The sequence below is a fragment of the Sinorhizobium sp. CB7 genome (assembly GCF_041357635.1).
In the GTDB taxonomy this organism is placed as follows: domain Bacteria; phylum Pseudomonadota; class Alphaproteobacteria; order Rhizobiales; family Rhizobiaceae; genus Rhizobium.
Window position 1 is genome coordinate 201583 of sequence record NZ_JAULLL010000004.1, and the last position, 16323, is coordinate 217905.

Genomic DNA, 16323 nt, shown 5'->3' on the forward strand with positions numbered 1-16323 from the left:
TCCTACCATATGCGGCTTGAAGCCGCTTTTGAGCAGACCCTGCCCGAACCGGTCCAGCGCCTGGCCGATGCAATAGCCAGGCGGGAGCATAGTTTCAGCAGCTATCACGATCGGAAGATCCCGCCGGCAGAAACCCTGGAGGCAATCACGCCCTTCTTCGGCGACCTCGGGATCACGCGCATCGGCACGCTGACAGGCCTTGACACTCTCGGCATTCCCGTTGCCTTCGCGACCAGGCCCAACAGCTACAGCCTCTCCGTCTTTCAGGGAAAGGGTGTCGACCAGGATGCGGCGATGGCGTCGGCTGCCATGGAAGCGCTTGAAACGCGTATTGCCGAAATTGCGCCTGCTTCGCCGATCTGGGCAACGGTCGACGAGGTCCGATCAAGTAACACGCCCATGATCGATTTGGCTTCCACTGCGCGATGCGTACCCTCGATGATCTCGACTGGCCCAATCCCCTGGGTCAGCGGCCTGGACGTCGTGTCCGGCAATTCGGTTCTGGTGCCATGGTGGCTTGCCGGAATGGATCACCGCGGCGAAAGCCCGGCCGGCTTCGAGTTATCAAGCGATGGATTGGCGTCCGGAAACACGGCGGCGGAGGCCTTTCTGCACGGTCTGTGCGAGCTCGTCGAAAGAGATGCCTGGACACTTTTGCAATTGAAGGCCGATCATGAACTCGAGGCCCATCTCGTGGATCCGGCTGGCATCGATGATGCCGTCGTGGCCATCATGCTTGGCCGCATCAAGGCCGCGAAGATGCAGCTGGCTCTCCTTGACATGACGACAGACATCCGCATTCCCGCCTTTCTCGCCCTGCTGGTACCATCGACCGCGGCTCGGCGCTCCGACGTGCGCTGGAGCGAGATATGCGGCGGTTGCGGCTGCCACCCCGATCCAGTACGCGCTGTTCTTCGCGCAATCACCGAAGCGGCCCAGAGCCGGCTGACGGCGATTGCCGGAAGCCGGGACGATTTTTTGCCAAGGATCTATCAGCAGGTCGGTCGCGATCATGCATTGATGCGGCTGACGAAGCTGTCCCTGCATAGGGCCGGGACATTCTCACCCGGCGATGCGAGCCTTGAATCTGCGTCCATCAACGAAACCATCGGTCATGTGCTGACACGTCTGCGGAATGTCGGTGTCACGCAGGCGATCGCTGTGCCAATGCAGGATCAGGGATTGCCCGTGTCGGTTCTGCGCGTGCTCGTGCCTGGCCTGGAGGTCGAACTCACCGGTTCGAATATCCAGCTTGGTGTGCGAGCCGTCGAGGCACTTGGGAGACTGAGACAGTGAAGATCGTTTTCGCCGGCCCGAGTCTTGCGGGCGCCTGGAACTGCGTCAGGCATCACTATCCGTCCATAGCATTTAGACCTCCCGCCCGTCGCGGGGATATTCTGAGGGCGGTCGTCGACGGCGCCACAGCCATCGGCCTGATCGACGGGCATTTTGGCGAGGCCGCATCCGTCTGGCATAAGGAGATCCTTTATGCGCTGAGTTGCAATGTCGCCATTTGCGGCGGCGCGAGCATGGGAGCACTTAGAGCAGCCGAGTGCCAGGTCTTTGGAATGGTGGGAGTAGGCCGGATCTTTGCCGCCTATGCTTCTGGCCGGCTGCTCGACGACGAGGCCGTGGCCCTCATTCACGGCCCCGAAGAGCTTGAATGGATGCCGCTTTCAATTCCGAGGGTCGACTACGAAGCCACGATGGAGAAGCTCACCGCTCTCGGCCTCATATCCGCTGCCGAGCGAGACAAGTTCCTGCTCAATGCCGGCTTTCTGCATTACTCGCAAAGGACGTATCGCTCCATGGTGGAGAGTTGTTCTTTTCTCAGCCCGGAGCGACAGCAAAGGCTGCTCGAGGAAATAGCGCTCCACAAACAGGACGTAAAACGCGAGGACGCGCAAGCCGTGCTCGCCTGGATCGCGGATCATCGTTCCGTAAGCCGGGATCCGGACTGGACATTTTCCCATACAACCCATTGGCAACAGCTGCGGCGCGAGATCGTCCCGGCAGATGGAAATGCTCATGATCGAGAATGAAGACAAGATTGACGCTGACGCTTATGCCAGACTTTTTCGAATGCTTTCAGCCGTTAACAAAGAAGCGGAATACCTGCAATTGTCCACGGTCGTGCACCTGACGAACATGGCGCTTCTGCAGTTGAGCCTTGATTGGGAGGGGAGCGATCCGGAGGAACGCAGCGCAAAGCTCTATGCGATATTGCGTAGCAAGATCAAACTTGCGCTGAAGGAGCCGAAGCGCTCGTGTGACGTTCAGTCATCGACATGATGCGCAGGTGCGGAGCGGGCCGTGTCGGCATCCTGCCGCGCGATGGTCTGGACCAGTTCGAGGAGGGCGATACGAAGGCCCGGTTCAGCAATGCTCATGAATGCCGTCGTCATTTGCAAGGCCTCGTGGGTGAACTCGAATGCCGGGCTTGCCGCCAGATTGTCGTTTGATGCTTCCGCCGGACAAATTCTGTCGAAGAATGCGCCAACCTCCACCTGGAGCACGGTTGCGATTTCAACGAGCTTGCTCGCGGTTACGCGATTGACGCCCTTTTCATATTTCTGAAGCTGCTGGGCTGTTATCCCGATGCCCTGTGCCAATCGCGGCAGTGTCAGTCTGCGTTGGCGTCGGCAGGCGCGAATGCGCTTGCCGACCTCGACATCAATTGCGCTCGGCGATTTCTTCATTATTGATGCAACCTGTCGTTCCCCGCGCATTTTAATCGCTATGCATGGTTAGCGCCATACGCTACCGAGCAAGAAAGCAAATTGGCTCTAAAGCCAGTCGCGTGAAGGTCGGCTCACCCGACAGGCTTTAGCTTGTTGTTTTCATGCATGTCGTTGCCGAAAAAACCGCTGCACACTTTTGCGCGACATGCATTCGCGCAAGCGACACAATCCAGGGAAAGCCATCGGTTCGTCAGCGCCGGATTGAGCGACAAGCAACGGTACGACCGAGTCCTCTCAACGACTGCCCGGTTGGACTATGCTTCAGTTTGCTCAAGAATGTTGATGCGGCAAGGTGTGACCGAATGCTCTTGCAAGCGGCTTGATAGCGTGCAGCAAACGTCCGCGAGTCAGTAGCCGCCCGTCACGAAGATCGTTTCGCCCGTCATGAAGCTGCAGGCATTGGAAGACAGGAACACGGCTGCCCCTACCATCTCGTCCACATGGCCTGCCCGGCCCATCCAGTTCAGGTTCCGCACATAAGCGGCCCAGCCTTCCGCATCCTGGTTTCGGCGGGCGGCATTTCGCTCGGTATCGACAAGGCCTGGCGCCAGAGTGTTGAGAAGCACTCCTTGCGGCGCATATTGCCGTGCCAGTGACTGGATGAGATTGTGCTGGGCCGCCTTCGTTGCGGCATAGATCGTCACGACTGGCTTCGGCCGCAGCTGATTGATGGAACCGATGCTGACAACGCGTCCCCAACCGCGTTCGGCCATCTTTGGCAGGCAGGCTTGCAGCATGTCGACGGTCGAGCGCAAGTTGACTGCTATGTGCTCGTCGAAATTGTCATTTGTGATCGTCTCGATTTCGCCGTTGATCTGCGCGGAAGCATTGATGACGAGGATGTCGATTGGACCAACCATCTCGATGAGCCCGCGGCCCGCTCCCGGTGCTGACAGATCCGATCCGACTGCCCTGCATAGTCCGGCAGCGGCTTTGATCGTATCGCAGGTCTGACGGGCGGCCTCTTCCGTCATGTCATGAACAACGACCTCGGCTCCAAAGCCGGCAAGGCCCTTTGCGATCGCCGCCCCGATACCCCGGCCCGCGCCGGTGACGAGGGCCCGCTTGTCCTCAAGTGAGAAGAGGTTTTGAGCAAACGTCGATAACGTCATCCGGATAGATCACGAGGTTGGAAAAGATGGATCGGAAGTCCGCTTTGCCTGGGCTTGCAGGAGAAGAGACCGCCGGAAAGCGGAGCCTCGGCCAGTGTGGATGCCGGAAGCCGTGTGCGCGCTGTCGTGATGAAAAGCGTCTCAAGACCGGCCCCGCCGAAAGCGACGCTTGTCGGCCGCGGGACCGGCATTGGGATCGACAGATCGAGCTTGCCGTTCGGCAGATAGCGATCGACCCGCCACCCGTCCCAAATCGCGCACCAAACCCCTCCTTCCGCATCAACTGTAAGGCCATCCGGGCGACCACTGGCTTCCGGGATTTGCGCGAATACCCGCCGGTTGAGGAGTTCCCCATCGGCCACGTCATAGGCGAGGATCACCCCAGGCACGGTGTCCACGAAATAAAACACCGAACCGTCTGGGCTCCAACCCATGCCATTGGAAACGGTGATGCCGGTTTCCATACGCCGCACTGAGGTCCGACTGGCGATCCGGTAAAGGCTGCCGCCCGGGCGGCTGGCGTCCAGTCGCATGGACCCGACCCAGATTGCACCGCTGGCATCGACCTTAGCGTCGTTCAATCTATTTTCGGAAAGATCGGCCTCAGGATTGACGTAGGCCTCAAATTGCCCGGACTCGAACGTCAGCATCTCGATGCCATCTTGGGAAGCGACAAACAAACTTCCGTCCTTCGCCGGAAGGATGGCGCTGACAAGCTTGCTTGCCGTGCAGGTTTCATTGCGCCCGGTCGCCGGATCGAAGCGGTGGACGGCAGGTTCGAGAATATCGACCCAATAGAGCCGCTGCTGCTTCTCGAGCCAGACCGGCGCCTCGCCAAGCTGCGCTCCCCAGGGCAAAACGCAGGAAACATTGATGGCGCGGCCGGACTTCGGCTGCGAGCGCGGCCGCGGTCCCGAGCTGATAGCGACGGTCCCCGCCGAGCCCGTGATCCGCCGCGCCGCCGCCATCAGTTCGCGCCCGATCGGATGAATGCGCTCACGATCGAGGCGCAGCGACGGTCCAAGTGCGACGATGGCTCCGAGCGGGGCGCCGTCACGTCCAGGGAGTGCGGCTGCCACGGAATTGACGCCCTTCAGATGCTCCTCGTAGGAAACCGCATATCCCCTCGCCTGCGTCAGCGTGATCTCCGCCGCCAGCTGCGACAGATCGGTAATGGTGCTGTCGGTGTGTCTGTCGAGCGTCAGCTTGGACATTAGCGCCCGTTGAAGCGCAGGCTCCAGTGCTGACAGCAACGCCTTGCCGGCAGCCGTGCAATGGAGCGGCACGCGCCGGCCCTGGTCAACCCGCACACCGAGGCCGTCGCCAGAGCGTTCCTCCATGTAGAGAGCCTGATCGCCGTCCAGGCGGCATAAGGCAACGGTCTCGCCCAGCTCGGCAGACAGCCGCTCGAGTTCCGGAATTGCGGCCGATGCAAGATCGAAGGTGTCCCAGACCCGGTGCGACAGCTCCACGAAACGGTGGCCGAGCGTATAGGTGCCCGTGGCCTGGTCCTGGCGTACCAGCCGAAATGCAATCAGCGTGCGCAAGATGCGCGAGAAGGTCGGCTTCGGCAGACCAGAGGCCCGCATCATGTCGGCAAAACGCAGCGGTGTCCTGGCATCGGCGATCAGATCGAGCAGGCTCAGACCTTTCGCAAGCGCTGCCGTGCCGGCAGGAACGTCGCTCTCCTCACGTTCGCTTATCCGGTCCTGTTGCGCCATGCCAGTGCGGCCTCCTCCAACATGCGGTTTATTGTCCATTGCGGTTCGAACCCAAGATGTCGTCGGATCTTCTCATTCGAAGTGTGATACCACACCCCCGCTCCCGGCAGATCGACTGTGACGAGCGGAAGCCCGGTTATCTCGGCCATGTCCTTCAGAAGCGCAGGAAAATCAACTGCCTCAGTGGCGCCCAGGTTAAAGATTTCGCCCGCCGCCTCCTTGCGGTCGAGCGCCAGAAGGATGCCGGTCATCATATCGCGCGTGTCCGTGATGTGCATCTTGTATGGCCGGCCGTTCTCATTGCGGGCAAGAATATGGGCCTCGCGCCCGGGATCTGCGGCTTTCAGGACGGCAACGGCGGCGTGGTTGCCGAAGCCCTCCTGCTGGCGGATGCGCGGACGCAGGAAAAAGCGCGGCCCCGAAAAGAAGCTCTCCGGATCAAGCAGCTCGCGTGCATCCTGCGTATGGGAAAAGCGCAGGATCACTGTTTCCATCTTGGTGGTGCGGCCATGAAAGCGGACGAGTTCCTCGCCAAGCAGCTTGGTCATGCCATAGGCCGAATTCGCCTTCAAAGGGTGCTGCTCCGTGACGGGCAGGAACTCCGGAACGTTTTCGGGATAGACCTCCCCGGAGGATGCGAACACGAAGCGATGAACGCCCGCCGACGCTGATGCCTCCAGCAGGCGCCGGGTACCCTCGACGTTGGCTGAAAATAGCCCGTCGCGATCCTCGGGCCTCCACGACATGAAGGCGCCGAGATGCAATACGGCGGATGCCCCGGCAACAGCCTCCTCGCATTTTTCGCGATCGTCGAACGTGCCGGTGACCTCGCTGTAATTCGCGTCCTGTCGACTGCTCGCACGCAGGTCGAAACCGCGCACTTTCTCGCCTCTGCCAAGAAGCGCCATGACAACCGCAGAACCGATGCGGCCCGCCGAACCTGTAACGAGGATGATCATGTCAGCGCAGCGCCTTTCCGCTTTGAGCATCGAAAAGATGGATCTGTGCAGGATCGATCGACAGCGTCACCGGATCGCCGGCGCGCAGGTGCGATGCCTCGGGCAGACGCGCGATCAGCCCTTTGCGGCTTTCTTCCTCGGAACGGAACCTCTGCGGTACGCCGTGCTCTCCCGCGTCAAAATAGACATATTGCTCCGATCCCAGGCTCTCTACGAGCGTCGGTCGGACCTCGAAGGAAAGCGGGCCTTCTCCGAGGCGGATGTATTCCGGGCGGACGCCCGCAACAAGCCCCTCCGCCGCCTTCGAACCGGCAAGCTTTGCCGGACTGATATCGACCGGAACGGTCTTTCCCATGATCCGGATCGAGGCCGTGCCGTCGACTGGCTCGGCAGCGACGAAATTCATGCCGGGCGATCCGATGAAACCGGCTACGAAGAGGTTCGCCGGTTTGCGGAACATGGTGTCGGGATCGGCAATCTGCTGGATTGAACCATCCTTCATGATGACGACCCGGTCGGCCATCGTCATTGCCTCGATCTGGTCGTGCGTGACATAGATGGTGGTAACCCCGATGCGTTGATGCAGCGCGCTGATTTCGGCACGCATATGCACCCTGAGCTTGGCGTCGAGGTTGGACAGCGGTTCGTCCATCAAGAAGGCCTGTGGCTCCCGCACGATCGCCCGGCCCAATGCGACGCGCTGGCGCTGGCCGCCCGAAAGCTCCTTCGGCCGCCGTCCCAGCAGGTGCTCGATGGCGAGAATCTTTGCCGCATCCAGGACGCGTCCGGCAATCTCGTCCTTGGGAGTCTTTCGCATCTTCAGGCCAAAGCCGATGTTCTCGGCCACGGTGAGATGGGGATAAAGCGCATAGTTCTGGAACACCATGGCGATATCGCGGTCACCGGGGGCAAGGTCGGTCACCTCACGGCCGCCGATGACGATTTTGCCGCCGGAGGCTGCCTCGAGGCCAGCCAATATCTTCAGCATCGTCGACTTCCCGCAGCCCGATGGTCCGACGAGAACGACAAACTCGCCGTCGGCGATCTCGAGCGAGAATTCCTTGAGGACGTTGAGAGCTCCATAGTTCTTGTAGACGTTTTGGATGGAAATACTGGCCATGTTCTATTTCTCCGCACCGGCGGTGAGACCACCGACAAGGTAGCGCTCGAGGAAGAGGTAGATGACGATGATCGGCAGAGCGATGAACACCGCTGCGGCCGAGACCTCGTTCCAGTCGGTGACGTATTCGCCCTTCAGCGTCGTGATGCCGAGATTGGCAGTCCAGGCGTTCTGCTGATTGGTGAGAAAGGTCCGTGCGTAGGCATAGTCGGACCATGACAGAACGAAGGCATAGAGGGCCGTTGCGGCAAGCCCGGGGGCCGAGATTGGCAGGATCACACGGACCATCGCCGACAGCGGCGAGCAGCCGTCCACCATGGCCGCCTGTTCGAGCTCACGCGGAATCGTGTCGAAATAACCCTTCAACATCCAGGTGCTGAAGGGGATGATCAGCGTTGAATGGGCGATCACCAGCGACCACAGGCTGCCGATGAGCCCGACCTGACGGAAAATGCCGAACAGCGGTATCACCAGAAGTGTTGCAGGAAGCATCTTCGCCGTCAGGATGAAGAGCCCGAGCGAATGGCCGCCCCGCGGCGAAAATCGTGACAGGCTGTAGCCTGCAAGGACTGAGACCACCATCGACAGGGATACCGAGCCGAGCGCTGCCAGTGTCGAATTCCAAAGCCAGAGCGGGATAGGCCGCTCGGCAAAAACCTTGGCGAACGTCGTCCATTGCGGCGTCTGCGGCCAGAAGGTTGGAGGCAGCTGCTTGAGTTCAAGACTGGTCGACAGGGCCGTGACCACGAGCCAGTAAACGGGAAACAGCAGAATGGCGCAGGTCAGCAGGACCGTTGCGTAAAGCCAGATGCGTTGGATTGCGGTGCGTTGCATGACGTTCTCCTCAGTACATCGCCTTGGGTTCGCGCCCCAGCATCAGCATGCTCGCGACGACACAGATGACGAGCGTCATGACGCCAACTGCTGACGCGTAGCCGAAGTTGAAGAAGCCGAAAGCCTCATTGTAAGTCATGATCGAAAGCGTCTGGGTGGTCTTCAGCGGTCCGCCATCGGTCAGCACCTTGACGATCGAAAAGTCGCGAAACACCCACAGGATGACGAGCACCAACGTCACTCCGAGCAGAGGCATGAGGGCTGGCAGGGTGATGTAGCGGAAGCGCTGAAAGACGTTGGCGCCGTCCACCTTGGCAGCGTTATAGAAGTCGCCGGGGATCGACTGAAGCCCTGCAAGCATCATGATCGAAACGAAAGGATAGCCTTTCCAGATCATGGTGATCGCCACGACCCAGAAGGCCGCGGTCGGGTCCGAGAACCAGCTGATCATGCCGTTTGAGAGGCCAAGCGATACGAAAAGCCAGTTCATCAGTCCAAAGGCACTGTCGAATATCCACGCGAAGATGACTGTTGCGATCACCTCCGGCACCGCCCAAGGCAGTGCCACCGCCAGTCGGGCGATGTTGCGGCCCGTGAAACGATTGTTGACGAGAAGTGCCGTTGCCAGTCCGATCACCAGGCAGAAGAATGTCACGACGATCGTGAGTTTCAGCGTAACCCAGCACGCCATCCAGAAGTCCGGCGATGTGAACAGCCGCTGATAGTTGATCAGGGTGAAGGCTTTGCGGGGCGCATCGAGCCGCACGAGCTTGACCTGCTGGAATGACAGGTCGAGCGAGATGATCAGCGGATAGACGATGATGAGTGCTATGAGCAGCACGGCAGGCGCCAGCAGCAAGTAGCCCAGCCAATGCTGGCGACTGGGTCGCGCCAAATCAAGCGACGGGAATTTAGGCACAGGATCGGATCTCCGGTTCAGTTTGCCCATCGGCATGCGTCGATGCAAAAACGGCGGCGCTTTCGCGCGCCGCCGCCATTCCTGCTACGGCGCCTGAATGGCTTCGGCCTTTTCCTGCATGGTCTTTGCAACCTCCGCCGGATCGAGATTTTCGATGATCATGCGCTGGGACTCCTCCATCACCATCTTGGCAAATTCGTTGAAGTTGATTTCCAGCCCCTTCGGAATGCGGTCCACCCCTGCTTCGGCGGCAGCCTTTTGCGTTTCAAGAAGCAGCGGGAAATGCGGCACATTCTTCTCCGCGCCGGCGATGTCGGTGTTGGGACGCGGCGGAGTCGAATTTGCTATGGTTGCAAACTTCGTCTGCAGTTCAGGCGACATCGCCGTCGCTATGAAATCCCAGACGAGCGCCTTTTCCGTGTCAGGAATCTCGCTCGCCATCGCGAGCACATTGGAGGTGCCGCCGTTCGGAGGATTGAGAGGCGGCTTCGTCAGCCTCAGATCCTTGAAAGCCGCGCCCTGCTGCATGATCGGATAGATCCAGGGACCTTCGAGCTTCAGCGCAATCTTGCCGTCGGCAAAGAGCTTGCGGACGTCTCCGGAGGTCATGTCGCGCGGACTGAGATTTTCCGAGATAACGGTCTTCCAGCGTTTGAGCCCCTCGATCATCTCCGGCGTGTCGATCGTCACCTTACCGTCGTCATTCGTCCAGCGGCCGCCGGCGTCAAGAATGTAATTCAACATCTCGGTGAGATACTGGCCGCCGCTGCCGCGCGTTTCATGGCCGGTGCCGTACTGGTCGATGATTCCGTCGCCGTTGAGGTCTTTCGTGCTCTTGCGCAGCACGTTGAGGTACTCATCCCAGTTGGTCGGTACTTTCAAGCCTTCCTTGTCGAGGATTTGCTGATTGTAGCCCATCACGAAGCCGTAATAGAGCATCATGATGCAGGCCGTTTGCCCGTTCCATTTGCATTTGTCCTGGCCCGCCCAGCCGGTCATGTCGATACCGGCTTTCTCTATCCACGGGTCGAGATTTTCCAGCCAGCCATTTTCAGCGAAGGCCTGAAATTCAAAAGAGGCCAAGTGGACGATCTGCGGCGGCTGACCGCCGGCAAACAGGGTCGTCATCGTGTCCGCATATGCGGTTCGCTCGACCTTGGTCCATTCGATCGTCACGCCAGGGTGTTTGGCCTCGAAGGTCTTGATGACCTCGGCCCACCAGTCGCCATAGCCCTTTTCGTCCTTCTGCCAGGACACGAATTTCAATGTCTCTGCAAAGGCGGGCGCTGTGAAGCTTGTCGTGCAAAGCGCAGCCAGCATCATCGCACCCAGGGTGTTTTTAACGGTATTCTTCATCGTCTCCTCCACTTGATGAAAATGCTCTTGCCAGCAGTATCTAATGATGTTTCAGCAGTGAAATCGCCTCCTGCGACGGCTCGACGCCAAGGCCCGGCCCGCTGGGGAGCCGGTACGCGCCTTCGCGGCAATCCATATCTCCCTTGAGCAGACGGCGGTTCGGCTCGAATATCGAATGCTGGAATTCGTGCGCGGTGACGTTCGGCAGGGCAAAACTTGCCTGCAGGCTGGCGGCAAGGAAAATCCCTGCCCCGATCGTCGCATGCGGAATGACTTCGAGATGATGCACATGGGCAAGCTGTCCGATGCGCATGAATTCGGTAATGCCCTTGTGACCCATCTCCGGCTGAACGATCGAGATATCCGCGCGTTCCAGCCGAAGCTGCATGTCATGGACGGTCCGCCATTCCTCGCCGACCGCGATAGCCGTCTTCACCGTGGATGCGACACGCGCCAGTCCGGCAAGGTCCTCCGTTCGCACTGGCGCTTCTGCGAACCAAAGGCCGTGCGGCTCCATGGCGCCGATGAGGGCGATCGCCTCATGGGCGGTATGGTTCCAGTGCATGTCGCATGCGATGCGGGTATTTGCACCGAGCCTGTCGCGCAGGCTTTCCATCTCCGCGGCGACACCGTCGTCGGCGACCGGAGAGGCGAACTTGAAGCTGTCGAAGCCCTTGTCCTGCCAGCGAAGGGCCAGATCCGCGCGCTCCGCTCTGGTCTTTTCCGGCAGACCGGAAACATAGGCAGGCAAGGTCTGTTGCCTCTGCCCCCCGAGCATCTTTGCGATCGGCAAGCCTGCGATGCGACCGGCAATATCCCACAGCGCAATGTCGATCGCCGCCAAGGCATCAAGATAGAAGCCGCCGGTATATCCGCGCACGCGCATCAGGTCGTAGAGGTCGTCATGGATGACTGCGGGATCGAGCGGATCGCGGCCGATCGTAAAATCCGCCACGAGGTCCTCGATCAGAGCCAGCACGGCACCCGGGGCGATGATGCCGTATGTCTCGCCCCAGCCGACGACACCATTGGCGGTCTCGATGCGCACGAGAATGCTGCGATCGAAGATCGGATAGACCGTCTTGTTGCTCTGGCGGACGAGATATCCTCTTGAATTGGGCTCCTCTCCTGGCCTCGATGCACCGAGATAGGGCGTGTCGCGCGGAATGGTCAACGTGAAAGCTTTGACTGTTTTGACGCGGTCGCTCATCGCAGTGTCCCCATCAGCACCTTTTGTCCACCGCCGCCTTCGGTCGCCGCCAAAGCCCGGGCAAGACACATATCGATATCCGCAATCGCGGCATCATCGAGTTCCGGTGTCTGGGCGCGCACGCCGACATGATCCAGCACTCCCTGGCGAAGAAGGGCGTGCTTGGTATTGCCGGTCCTGGCGATCGGCATGATCACCAGCCGAAACGGCTGGTTGGAAGTTCCATATGTCGATACCCCTGCCGGCATTGCGGAGCTCGCGGCCGGAACCCGGCACTTGACCCTGAAAAACGGTGCTGCCCTGACCTTTCTTCCAGGCCTTCGCGATCCCTCGGCACATCCCTTTCCGGACGTGATGCGCGGTGAGGAAACCCAAATCGTCGGCTACGGCCTCGCGCAGGATCGCACTCTGGTCCTTCCCGGCAGTCACAGCAAATGGGCGCGCATCGAACATGGCCGCATTGCCCGTTTCCAGACCTACGTGACCGGCGAGATCTATGCGCTCCTGGCGAAGCATTCCTTCATCGCCAAAGCGGCGCGCCCGCAGCAGGATGTCGGTACCGACTGGAGCGCCTTCGACCGCGGTGCATCCTTTGCGGCGAGCGACGCAAAAAGCGCAGATGCCTTTCTTGCCGCGATCTTCAGCGCCCGTACCGGAATGCTGGACGGTAAGCTCGCCCCAGCGGAAATCAACGACTATGTCTGCGGCCTCGTCATCGGCTCCGAGTTCCGTCAGGCGCGCGCTGCGGGCTGGTTTAAAAGCGGCGATACGATCGCCATCGTCGGCAATGATGGGCTGAACGACCGCTACTGCCGCATTGCTCTACCCTTCGGCCTGACCGTTGATGAGGGGCCTGAGGATGCCGCCAAGCGTGGCGTGCTGCTTATTTCGCAGCCGTCGAGATAACCCGTGCGGCCTCACCAAGACGGTTCCAAGGCTGCGCCGTACGTCATGTTTGGTAAATTCGTTCTGCTGCCCGCAGCTCGATATATTTTATAGATTTTATTTTTTTATAAAAGCGACATTGAGGGGAATCCATTCGCCAGAGAGCGAGGGATAACGAAATTGTTGTCTACGCTGGTAACGATTCCTTTTGAGTGGGATCCGCTAAGATCATGATCGGGAATGATCTACCTGGATCATGGCAGGGCGGCCGATAAGCGCCGCCCTGCCATGTTGATTTACGGCTTGGCAACGTGCCAGACACCCTCAGCGCCGTCACCTCTGACGTCGCCACGCTTGCTATCGAAGCGGTAGGTGTAAAGCGGGGAGCCGTTATAGGCCCACTGGCTTACACCGCTCGGGCGCCGGACCAGGCTCCATTTACCGTGCGCCGTTGCACCCACGGGGGCGATGAATGGCGGCCAGGCGACGGCGCAAAGGAGCGTGCACGCAGACTTGCCGGGGTGATCCTTGTCAAAGGTGTAGAGCGACCGACCGTCGCCGTCGGCCAGGATCTTCGCCCGTCCGCTCATGACGACACTAGCGGGCGACACGGTCTTTGCCTCTGCCACTGAAGACGCCCCTAGAGCGAGGGAGAGAGTGAGCAAGGATGCGGCGATCAATCGAGACATTTTGGTCCTTTCTGCCGCTGCCTTTCGCCTGAGCAGGGAAACGCGCAAATGGCACAAGCGGCATTGAATACACGGGTTTCACCAATGATCGTCGGTCTGTACATGACGTGAATACAGATCGAGCGAGCAGGTCAAATGATCGGATATCCAGGAAATGCGGTGAATCGCCTCTACGTATATCCCGGATACACCTAGGTATAGGTTGGTCGACGACCTCCTGGATTTTCAATCGTTCTCATGCCGTCCTCGTCGAACGATCGCCGAAGACACCCGCTGACGTCTTCATGGCGCATTTGTGAAGCGGAGTCCGATCCCCGCTCCAAAGCGATCATAGTGCACCTGCGTGCAGCCGCGGACAGGCTTCTCACCAAATCGTATGTCCTGGGAACTTTAGCAGTCGCCTCATGTTGGGGATTGAATCCCAACATGCGGAGGTTTGGCTATGACCGGAAAGAAAACTCACGAACAGCAAATGCGCGTGATCGAGAAGCGCGAGAATACGGCCAATGCGGATGCTGATTTTGATCCGCGCACCGATCTTAAGAAGTCTTCGACCGAACGTGCCAGGGAGCGCCAGGGTCAGGATCTGCACGCGCATGATCCCGTTCAAGGTGAGGATCGATCTATCCTCAAAGGCGCCAACCAGGAAAGCGAGCATCACAAGAAGGGCAAAGCAAAGTCTTGAGACGGCGGAACAAGTGCAGCGACGGTCTGTTCCGTCAGTGATCAAGCCGGATGCGGGTTCGCTTGGATCACGGTGGAACCAAAACGAAAGCGGATTGAACGACGGAGATGACACCATGGCGAAGGAACATAAAGGCGATAGCGCCCCACGGCTGGACGAGAAGTCAAAGAGTGAACATGGCGGCAATCGCGGCGGCAGCCATGACAAGCCCTCCACAAGTCGAAAGAGCAGTCAGGCCGCAGGAAAAGATCCGCATCGCGGGCAATCGCAATCTTGACCATAACGCGGCGATCCGCGCTTGAGGAGCGGAAAAATGTCTACGATGAAGGCAGTTCGAATCCATGCGTACGGCGGACCGGAGGTCCTGTCGATCGATGATGTGAACCGGCCACAGCCACAGGACGACGAAGTCTTGCTGAGGGTCATCGCTACAAGCGTCAATCCCGTCGATTACAAGATCAGATCGGGGACGTATGGGAAGCAGGAAGATTTGCCTGTCGCCCTTGGACGTGATGTCTCCGGCGTGGTCGAGCTTTGCGGCACGCGTGCGCATTCTCTGAAGAAAGGTGATCCAATCTATGCGATGCTTGGCAATGATCGCGGCGCACATGCCGAATTCGTCATAGTCAAGGCAACGGAGATGGCTGCCAAGCCGAACGGACTTGATCATACAACGGCAGCTTCCGTGCCGCTCTCGGGACTGACCGCCTGGCAGGCGCTCTTCGACCATGGCCGCCTGTCACCCGGCCAAAGAGTGCTGATCCATGGAGGGGCCGGCGGTGTCGGGCATTTCGCAGTTCAGTTCGCCAAGGCAAAGGGCGCCTGGGTTGCCACGACCGTTTCAAGAGATGATCTCGATTTCGCCCATTCGCTCGGTGCCGACCAGGTGGTGGATTATAAAAATGAGCGCTTCGAGGATGTCGTGGAGCCAGTTGATCTGGTCATAGATTTGGTCGCCGGCGAGACGCAAGATCGTTCTTGGGCCGTTGTGAAGACCGGCGGCACGATCGTATCGACGCTCTCGAAGCCCGACGATGAAGAGGCCCGCGAGCATCAGGTGCAGGGGATCTACTTCATGGCCGGGCCGAACGGCGCGCAGCTCCTGGAAATCGGCAGATTGATTTCGGAAGGCAAAGTGCGACCACATGTCGATGCCGTGTTCAATCTCGAAGACGTCGCAAAGGCCGAGGATCAGCTCGAAAATGAACACGTCCGCGGCAAAATCGTGCTGCAGGTGTCACCACTGCGATGATGCAGGAGCGCTTTTCGTCACGTAGGTGACCGTATTTGGCGCTTGTCACGCCGGCAAGATGTGTATTGTCACCCTCATCGATAGGCCTTGAGCCAGCCCAAACCCGCCTCCGTCGAAGCCAACGGCCGATATTCAGCTCCAATCGGGCGATCATAGCCCAGCTTTTCCAAGAAGCGCAGGATGTAGCCGTAGTCGAGTTCTCCATGGTCCGGTTCACCGCGATCCGGAACGGCTGCAATCTGGATATGACCTATGGAATTCAGACAGGCTTGCATTCTGTGAATCAAGTCACCTTGCGTAATCTGCAGATGATAGCAATCGAACATGAGTTTGATGTTCTGAGCTCCGACAGCAGAGATGATCTCCAGCGCCTGTTCCGCCGTCCGAAGGAAATATCCGGGTGCATCCCGATGGTTGAGCGGTTCGATCAGCACGGTCAGCCCTGCCCGGCCGGCCAGTTCGCAGGCATGCTGCAAGTTGGAAATGAAAGTGGACCGGGCTTCGTCACCCACCGCCTTGCCGGCCATCACATGAATATTCAGCGTGCCCGTCGCAGCCGCATAGTCGACCGCCTGCTCGATTGCCCGACGGGCCTCAATTTCGCGACCCGGCAAGGCGGCAAGCCCGTTATCACCTGCCTCGACATTGCCGCGGATGGTGTTGAGGCCGAGCATGGTCAACCCGGTCTCCTGAAGCGCCCGACGCACGTCCTCGACCGGGACGGCAAAGGGGTAATGGCATTCTACGGCATCGAAGCCGGCGATCTTGGCAGCCCGGATCGCATCGGGAAGCGAAAGTTCCTGCCACAGGAAACCAAGATTGGCCGAGAAGCGCAGCATG

At 59.5% G+C, this 16323-nt stretch carries 19 protein-coding genes; 7 read left to right on the forward strand and 12 right to left on the reverse strand.

Annotation, left to right across the window (positions count from 1 at the left end; all coding sequences use genetic code 11):
• Positions 1 to 9 precede the first annotated feature (9 nt).
• Genes AAE029_RS10020 through AAE029_RS10030 form a run of 3 tightly spaced genes read left to right on the forward strand, consistent with a single transcriptional unit; the run spans position 10 to position 2292 of the window.
• Positions 10 to 1296, forward strand: a complete 1287-nt coding sequence (locus tag AAE029_RS10020) for a YcaO-like family protein (protein ID WP_371072855.1) — start codon at positions 10 to 12, stop codon at positions 1294 to 1296.
• The gene (locus AAE029_RS10025; RefSeq protein ID WP_371072679.1) at positions 1293 to 2042 is read left to right on the forward strand and encodes a TfuA-like protein; all 750 of its coding nucleotides are present in this window, start codon (positions 1293 to 1295) and stop codon (positions 2040 to 2042) included. Before AAE029_RS10020 ends, AAE029_RS10025 begins: the two co-directional genes overlap by 4 nt.
• Positions 2029 to 2292: a hypothetical protein gene (locus AAE029_RS10030; protein WP_371072680.1), complete on the forward strand. Its 264-nt coding sequence runs from the start codon at positions 2029 to 2031 to the stop codon at positions 2290 to 2292. Before AAE029_RS10025 ends, AAE029_RS10030 begins: the two co-directional genes overlap by 14 nt.
• Here the strand turns inward: AAE029_RS10030 and AAE029_RS10035 are convergent.
• From AAE029_RS10035 to AAE029_RS10080, 10 genes are all read right to left on the reverse strand, one after another.
• A complete protein-coding gene (locus AAE029_RS10035) occupies positions 2277 to 2699 on the reverse strand; it encodes a helix-turn-helix domain-containing protein (RefSeq protein ID WP_371072681.1) in 423 nt (140 codons plus the stop codon). The genes AAE029_RS10030 and AAE029_RS10035 overlap by 16 nt on opposite strands.
• A gap of 389 nt (positions 2700 to 3088) precedes the next feature.
• Positions 3089 to 3853: an SDR family NAD(P)-dependent oxidoreductase gene (locus AAE029_RS10040; protein ID WP_371072682.1), complete on the reverse strand. Its 765-nt coding sequence runs from the start codon at positions 3851 to 3853 to the stop codon at positions 3089 to 3091.
• On the reverse strand, positions 3850 to 5574 hold the full coding sequence (locus AAE029_RS10045) for an SMP-30/gluconolactonase/LRE family protein (RefSeq protein ID WP_371072683.1): 1725 nt from the start codon (positions 5572 to 5574) through the stop codon (positions 3850 to 3852). The genes AAE029_RS10040 and AAE029_RS10045 overlap by 4 nt, the downstream gene beginning before the upstream one ends.
• Positions 5553 to 6533 (reverse strand): NAD-dependent epimerase/dehydratase family protein, encoded by a 981-nt coding sequence (locus tag AAE029_RS10050; protein ID WP_371072684.1) that lies wholly within the window; start codon positions 6531 to 6533, stop codon positions 5553 to 5555. The genes AAE029_RS10045 and AAE029_RS10050 overlap by 22 nt, the downstream gene beginning before the upstream one ends.
• Before the next feature lies 1 nt (position 6534).
• Complete coding sequence (locus AAE029_RS10055; protein ID WP_371072685.1) at positions 6535 to 7653, reverse strand: ABC transporter ATP-binding protein; 1119 nt, start codon at positions 7651 to 7653, stop codon at positions 6535 to 6537.
• A 3-nt stretch (positions 7654 to 7656) separates the two neighbouring features.
• Positions 7657 to 8487 carry a carbohydrate ABC transporter permease gene (locus AAE029_RS10060; protein ID WP_371072686.1) on the reverse strand — a complete coding sequence of 277 codons (831 nt, stop codon included), beginning with the start codon at positions 8485 to 8487 and terminating at the stop codon, positions 7657 to 7659.
• Positions 8488 to 8497: 10 nt separating this feature from the next.
• Complete coding sequence (locus AAE029_RS10065; protein ID WP_371072687.1) at positions 8498 to 9406, reverse strand: carbohydrate ABC transporter permease; 909 nt, start codon at positions 9404 to 9406, stop codon at positions 8498 to 8500.
• Between the two features lie 84 nt (positions 9407 to 9490).
• The gene (locus AAE029_RS10070; protein WP_371072688.1) at positions 9491 to 10762 is read right to left on the reverse strand and encodes a sugar ABC transporter substrate-binding protein; all 1272 of its coding nucleotides are present in this window, start codon (positions 10760 to 10762) and stop codon (positions 9491 to 9493) included.
• Positions 10763 to 10802: 40 nt separating this feature from the next.
• Entirely contained in the window at positions 10803 to 11972 is a 1170-nt protein-coding gene (locus AAE029_RS10075) for a mandelate racemase/muconate lactonizing enzyme family protein (RefSeq protein WP_371072689.1), read from the reverse strand.
• Positions 11969 to 12163 carry a hypothetical protein gene (locus AAE029_RS10080; protein WP_371072690.1) on the reverse strand — a complete coding sequence of 65 codons (195 nt, stop codon included), beginning with the start codon at positions 12161 to 12163 and terminating at the stop codon, positions 11969 to 11971. Before AAE029_RS10080 ends, AAE029_RS10075 begins: the two co-directional genes overlap by 4 nt.
• Here AAE029_RS10080 and AAE029_RS10085 point away from each other — a divergent pair.
• Positions 12162 to 12878 (forward strand): 2-dehydro-3-deoxygalactonokinase, encoded by a 717-nt coding sequence (locus AAE029_RS10085; RefSeq protein ID WP_371072691.1) that lies wholly within the window; start codon positions 12162 to 12164, stop codon positions 12876 to 12878. The two genes, AAE029_RS10080 and AAE029_RS10085, sit on opposite strands and share 2 nt — an antisense overlap.
• A gap of 275 nt (positions 12879 to 13153) precedes the next feature.
• On the opposite strand, the gene AAE029_RS10090 is transcribed toward AAE029_RS10085, so the two are convergent.
• The gene (locus AAE029_RS10090; protein ID WP_371072692.1) at positions 13154 to 13546 is read right to left on the reverse strand and encodes a hypothetical protein; all 393 of its coding nucleotides are present in this window, start codon (positions 13544 to 13546) and stop codon (positions 13154 to 13156) included.
• Between the two features lie 442 nt (positions 13547 to 13988).
• Here AAE029_RS10090 and AAE029_RS10095 point away from each other — a divergent pair, with 442 nt between their 5' ends.
• The 3 genes from AAE029_RS10095 to AAE029_RS10105 all read left to right on the forward strand — a co-directional run bounded on the left by AAE029_RS10095 (position 13989) and on the right by AAE029_RS10105 (position 15483).
• Positions 13989 to 14231: a hypothetical protein gene (locus AAE029_RS10095; RefSeq protein ID WP_371072693.1), complete on the forward strand. Its 243-nt coding sequence runs from the start codon at positions 13989 to 13991 to the stop codon at positions 14229 to 14231.
• Positions 14232 to 14346: 115 nt separating this feature from the next.
• Positions 14347 to 14508 carry a hypothetical protein gene (locus tag AAE029_RS10100; RefSeq protein ID WP_371072694.1) on the forward strand — a complete coding sequence of 54 codons (162 nt, stop codon included), beginning with the start codon at positions 14347 to 14349 and terminating at the stop codon, positions 14506 to 14508.
• A 36-nt stretch (positions 14509 to 14544) separates the two neighbouring features.
• Positions 14545 to 15483, forward strand: a complete 939-nt coding sequence (locus tag AAE029_RS10105) for an NADP-dependent oxidoreductase (RefSeq protein WP_371072695.1) — start codon at positions 14545 to 14547, stop codon at positions 15481 to 15483.
• Positions 15484 to 15557: 74 nt separating this feature from the next.
• Here AAE029_RS10105 and AAE029_RS10110 read toward each other — a convergent pair whose 3' ends face one another.
• Positions 15558 to 16322 carry a hydroxypyruvate isomerase family protein gene (locus tag AAE029_RS10110; protein ID WP_371072696.1) on the reverse strand — a complete coding sequence of 255 codons (765 nt, stop codon included), beginning with the start codon at positions 16320 to 16322 and terminating at the stop codon, positions 15558 to 15560.
• Position 16323: the final 1 nt, after the last annotated feature.

Coding starts and splice junctions, on each gene's coding strand:
- AAE029_RS10020 (WP_371072855.1), top strand. CDS start 10: ATGCGGCTTGAAGCCGCTTTTGAGCAGACCCTGCCCGAACCGGTCCAG.
- AAE029_RS10030 (WP_371072680.1), top strand. CDS start 2,029: ATGATCGAGAATGAAGACAAGATTGACGCTGACGCTTATGCCAGACTT.
- AAE029_RS10035 (WP_371072681.1), bottom strand. CDS start 2,699: ATGAAGAAATCGCCGAGCGCAATTGATGTCGAGGTCGGCAAGCGCATT.
- AAE029_RS10040 (WP_371072682.1), bottom strand. CDS start 3,853: ATGACGTTATCGACGTTTGCTCAAAACCTCTTCTCACTTGAGGACAAG.
- AAE029_RS10045 (WP_371072683.1), bottom strand. CDS start 5,574: ATGGCGCAACAGGACCGGATAAGCGAACGTGAGGAGAGCGACGTTCCT.
- AAE029_RS10050 (WP_371072684.1), bottom strand. CDS start 6,533: ATGATCATCCTCGTTACAGGTTCGGCGGGCCGCATCGGTTCTGCGGTT.
- AAE029_RS10055 (WP_371072685.1), bottom strand. CDS start 7,653: ATGGCCAGTATTTCCATCCAAAACGTCTACAAGAACTATGGAGCTCTC.
- AAE029_RS10060 (WP_371072686.1), bottom strand. CDS start 8,487: ATGCAACGCACCGCAATCCAACGCATCTGGCTTTACGCAACGGTCCTG.
- AAE029_RS10070 (WP_371072688.1), bottom strand. CDS start 10,762: ATGAAGAATACCGTTAAAAACACCCTGGGTGCGATGATGCTGGCTGCG.
- AAE029_RS10075 (WP_371072689.1), bottom strand. CDS start 11,972: ATGAGCGACCGCGTCAAAACAGTCAAAGCTTTCACGTTGACCATTCCG.
- AAE029_RS10085 (WP_371072691.1), top strand. CDS start 12,162: ATGATCACCAGCCGAAACGGCTGGTTGGAAGTTCCATATGTCGATACC.
- AAE029_RS10080 (WP_371072690.1), bottom strand. CDS start 12,163: ATGCCGATCGCCAGGACCGGCAATACCAAGCACGCCCTTCTTCGCCAG.
- AAE029_RS10090 (WP_371072692.1), bottom strand. CDS start 13,546: ATGTCTCGATTGATCGCCGCATCCTTGCTCACTCTCTCCCTCGCTCTA.
- AAE029_RS10095 (WP_371072693.1), top strand. CDS start 13,989: ATGACCGGAAAGAAAACTCACGAACAGCAAATGCGCGTGATCGAGAAG.
- AAE029_RS10100 (WP_371072694.1), top strand. CDS start 14,347: ATGGCGAAGGAACATAAAGGCGATAGCGCCCCACGGCTGGACGAGAAG.
- AAE029_RS10105 (WP_371072695.1), top strand. CDS start 14,545: ATGTCTACGATGAAGGCAGTTCGAATCCATGCGTACGGCGGACCGGAG.
- AAE029_RS10110 (WP_371072696.1), bottom strand. CDS start 16,322: ATGCTGCGCTTCTCGGCCAATCTTGGTTTCCTGTGGCAGGAACTTTCG.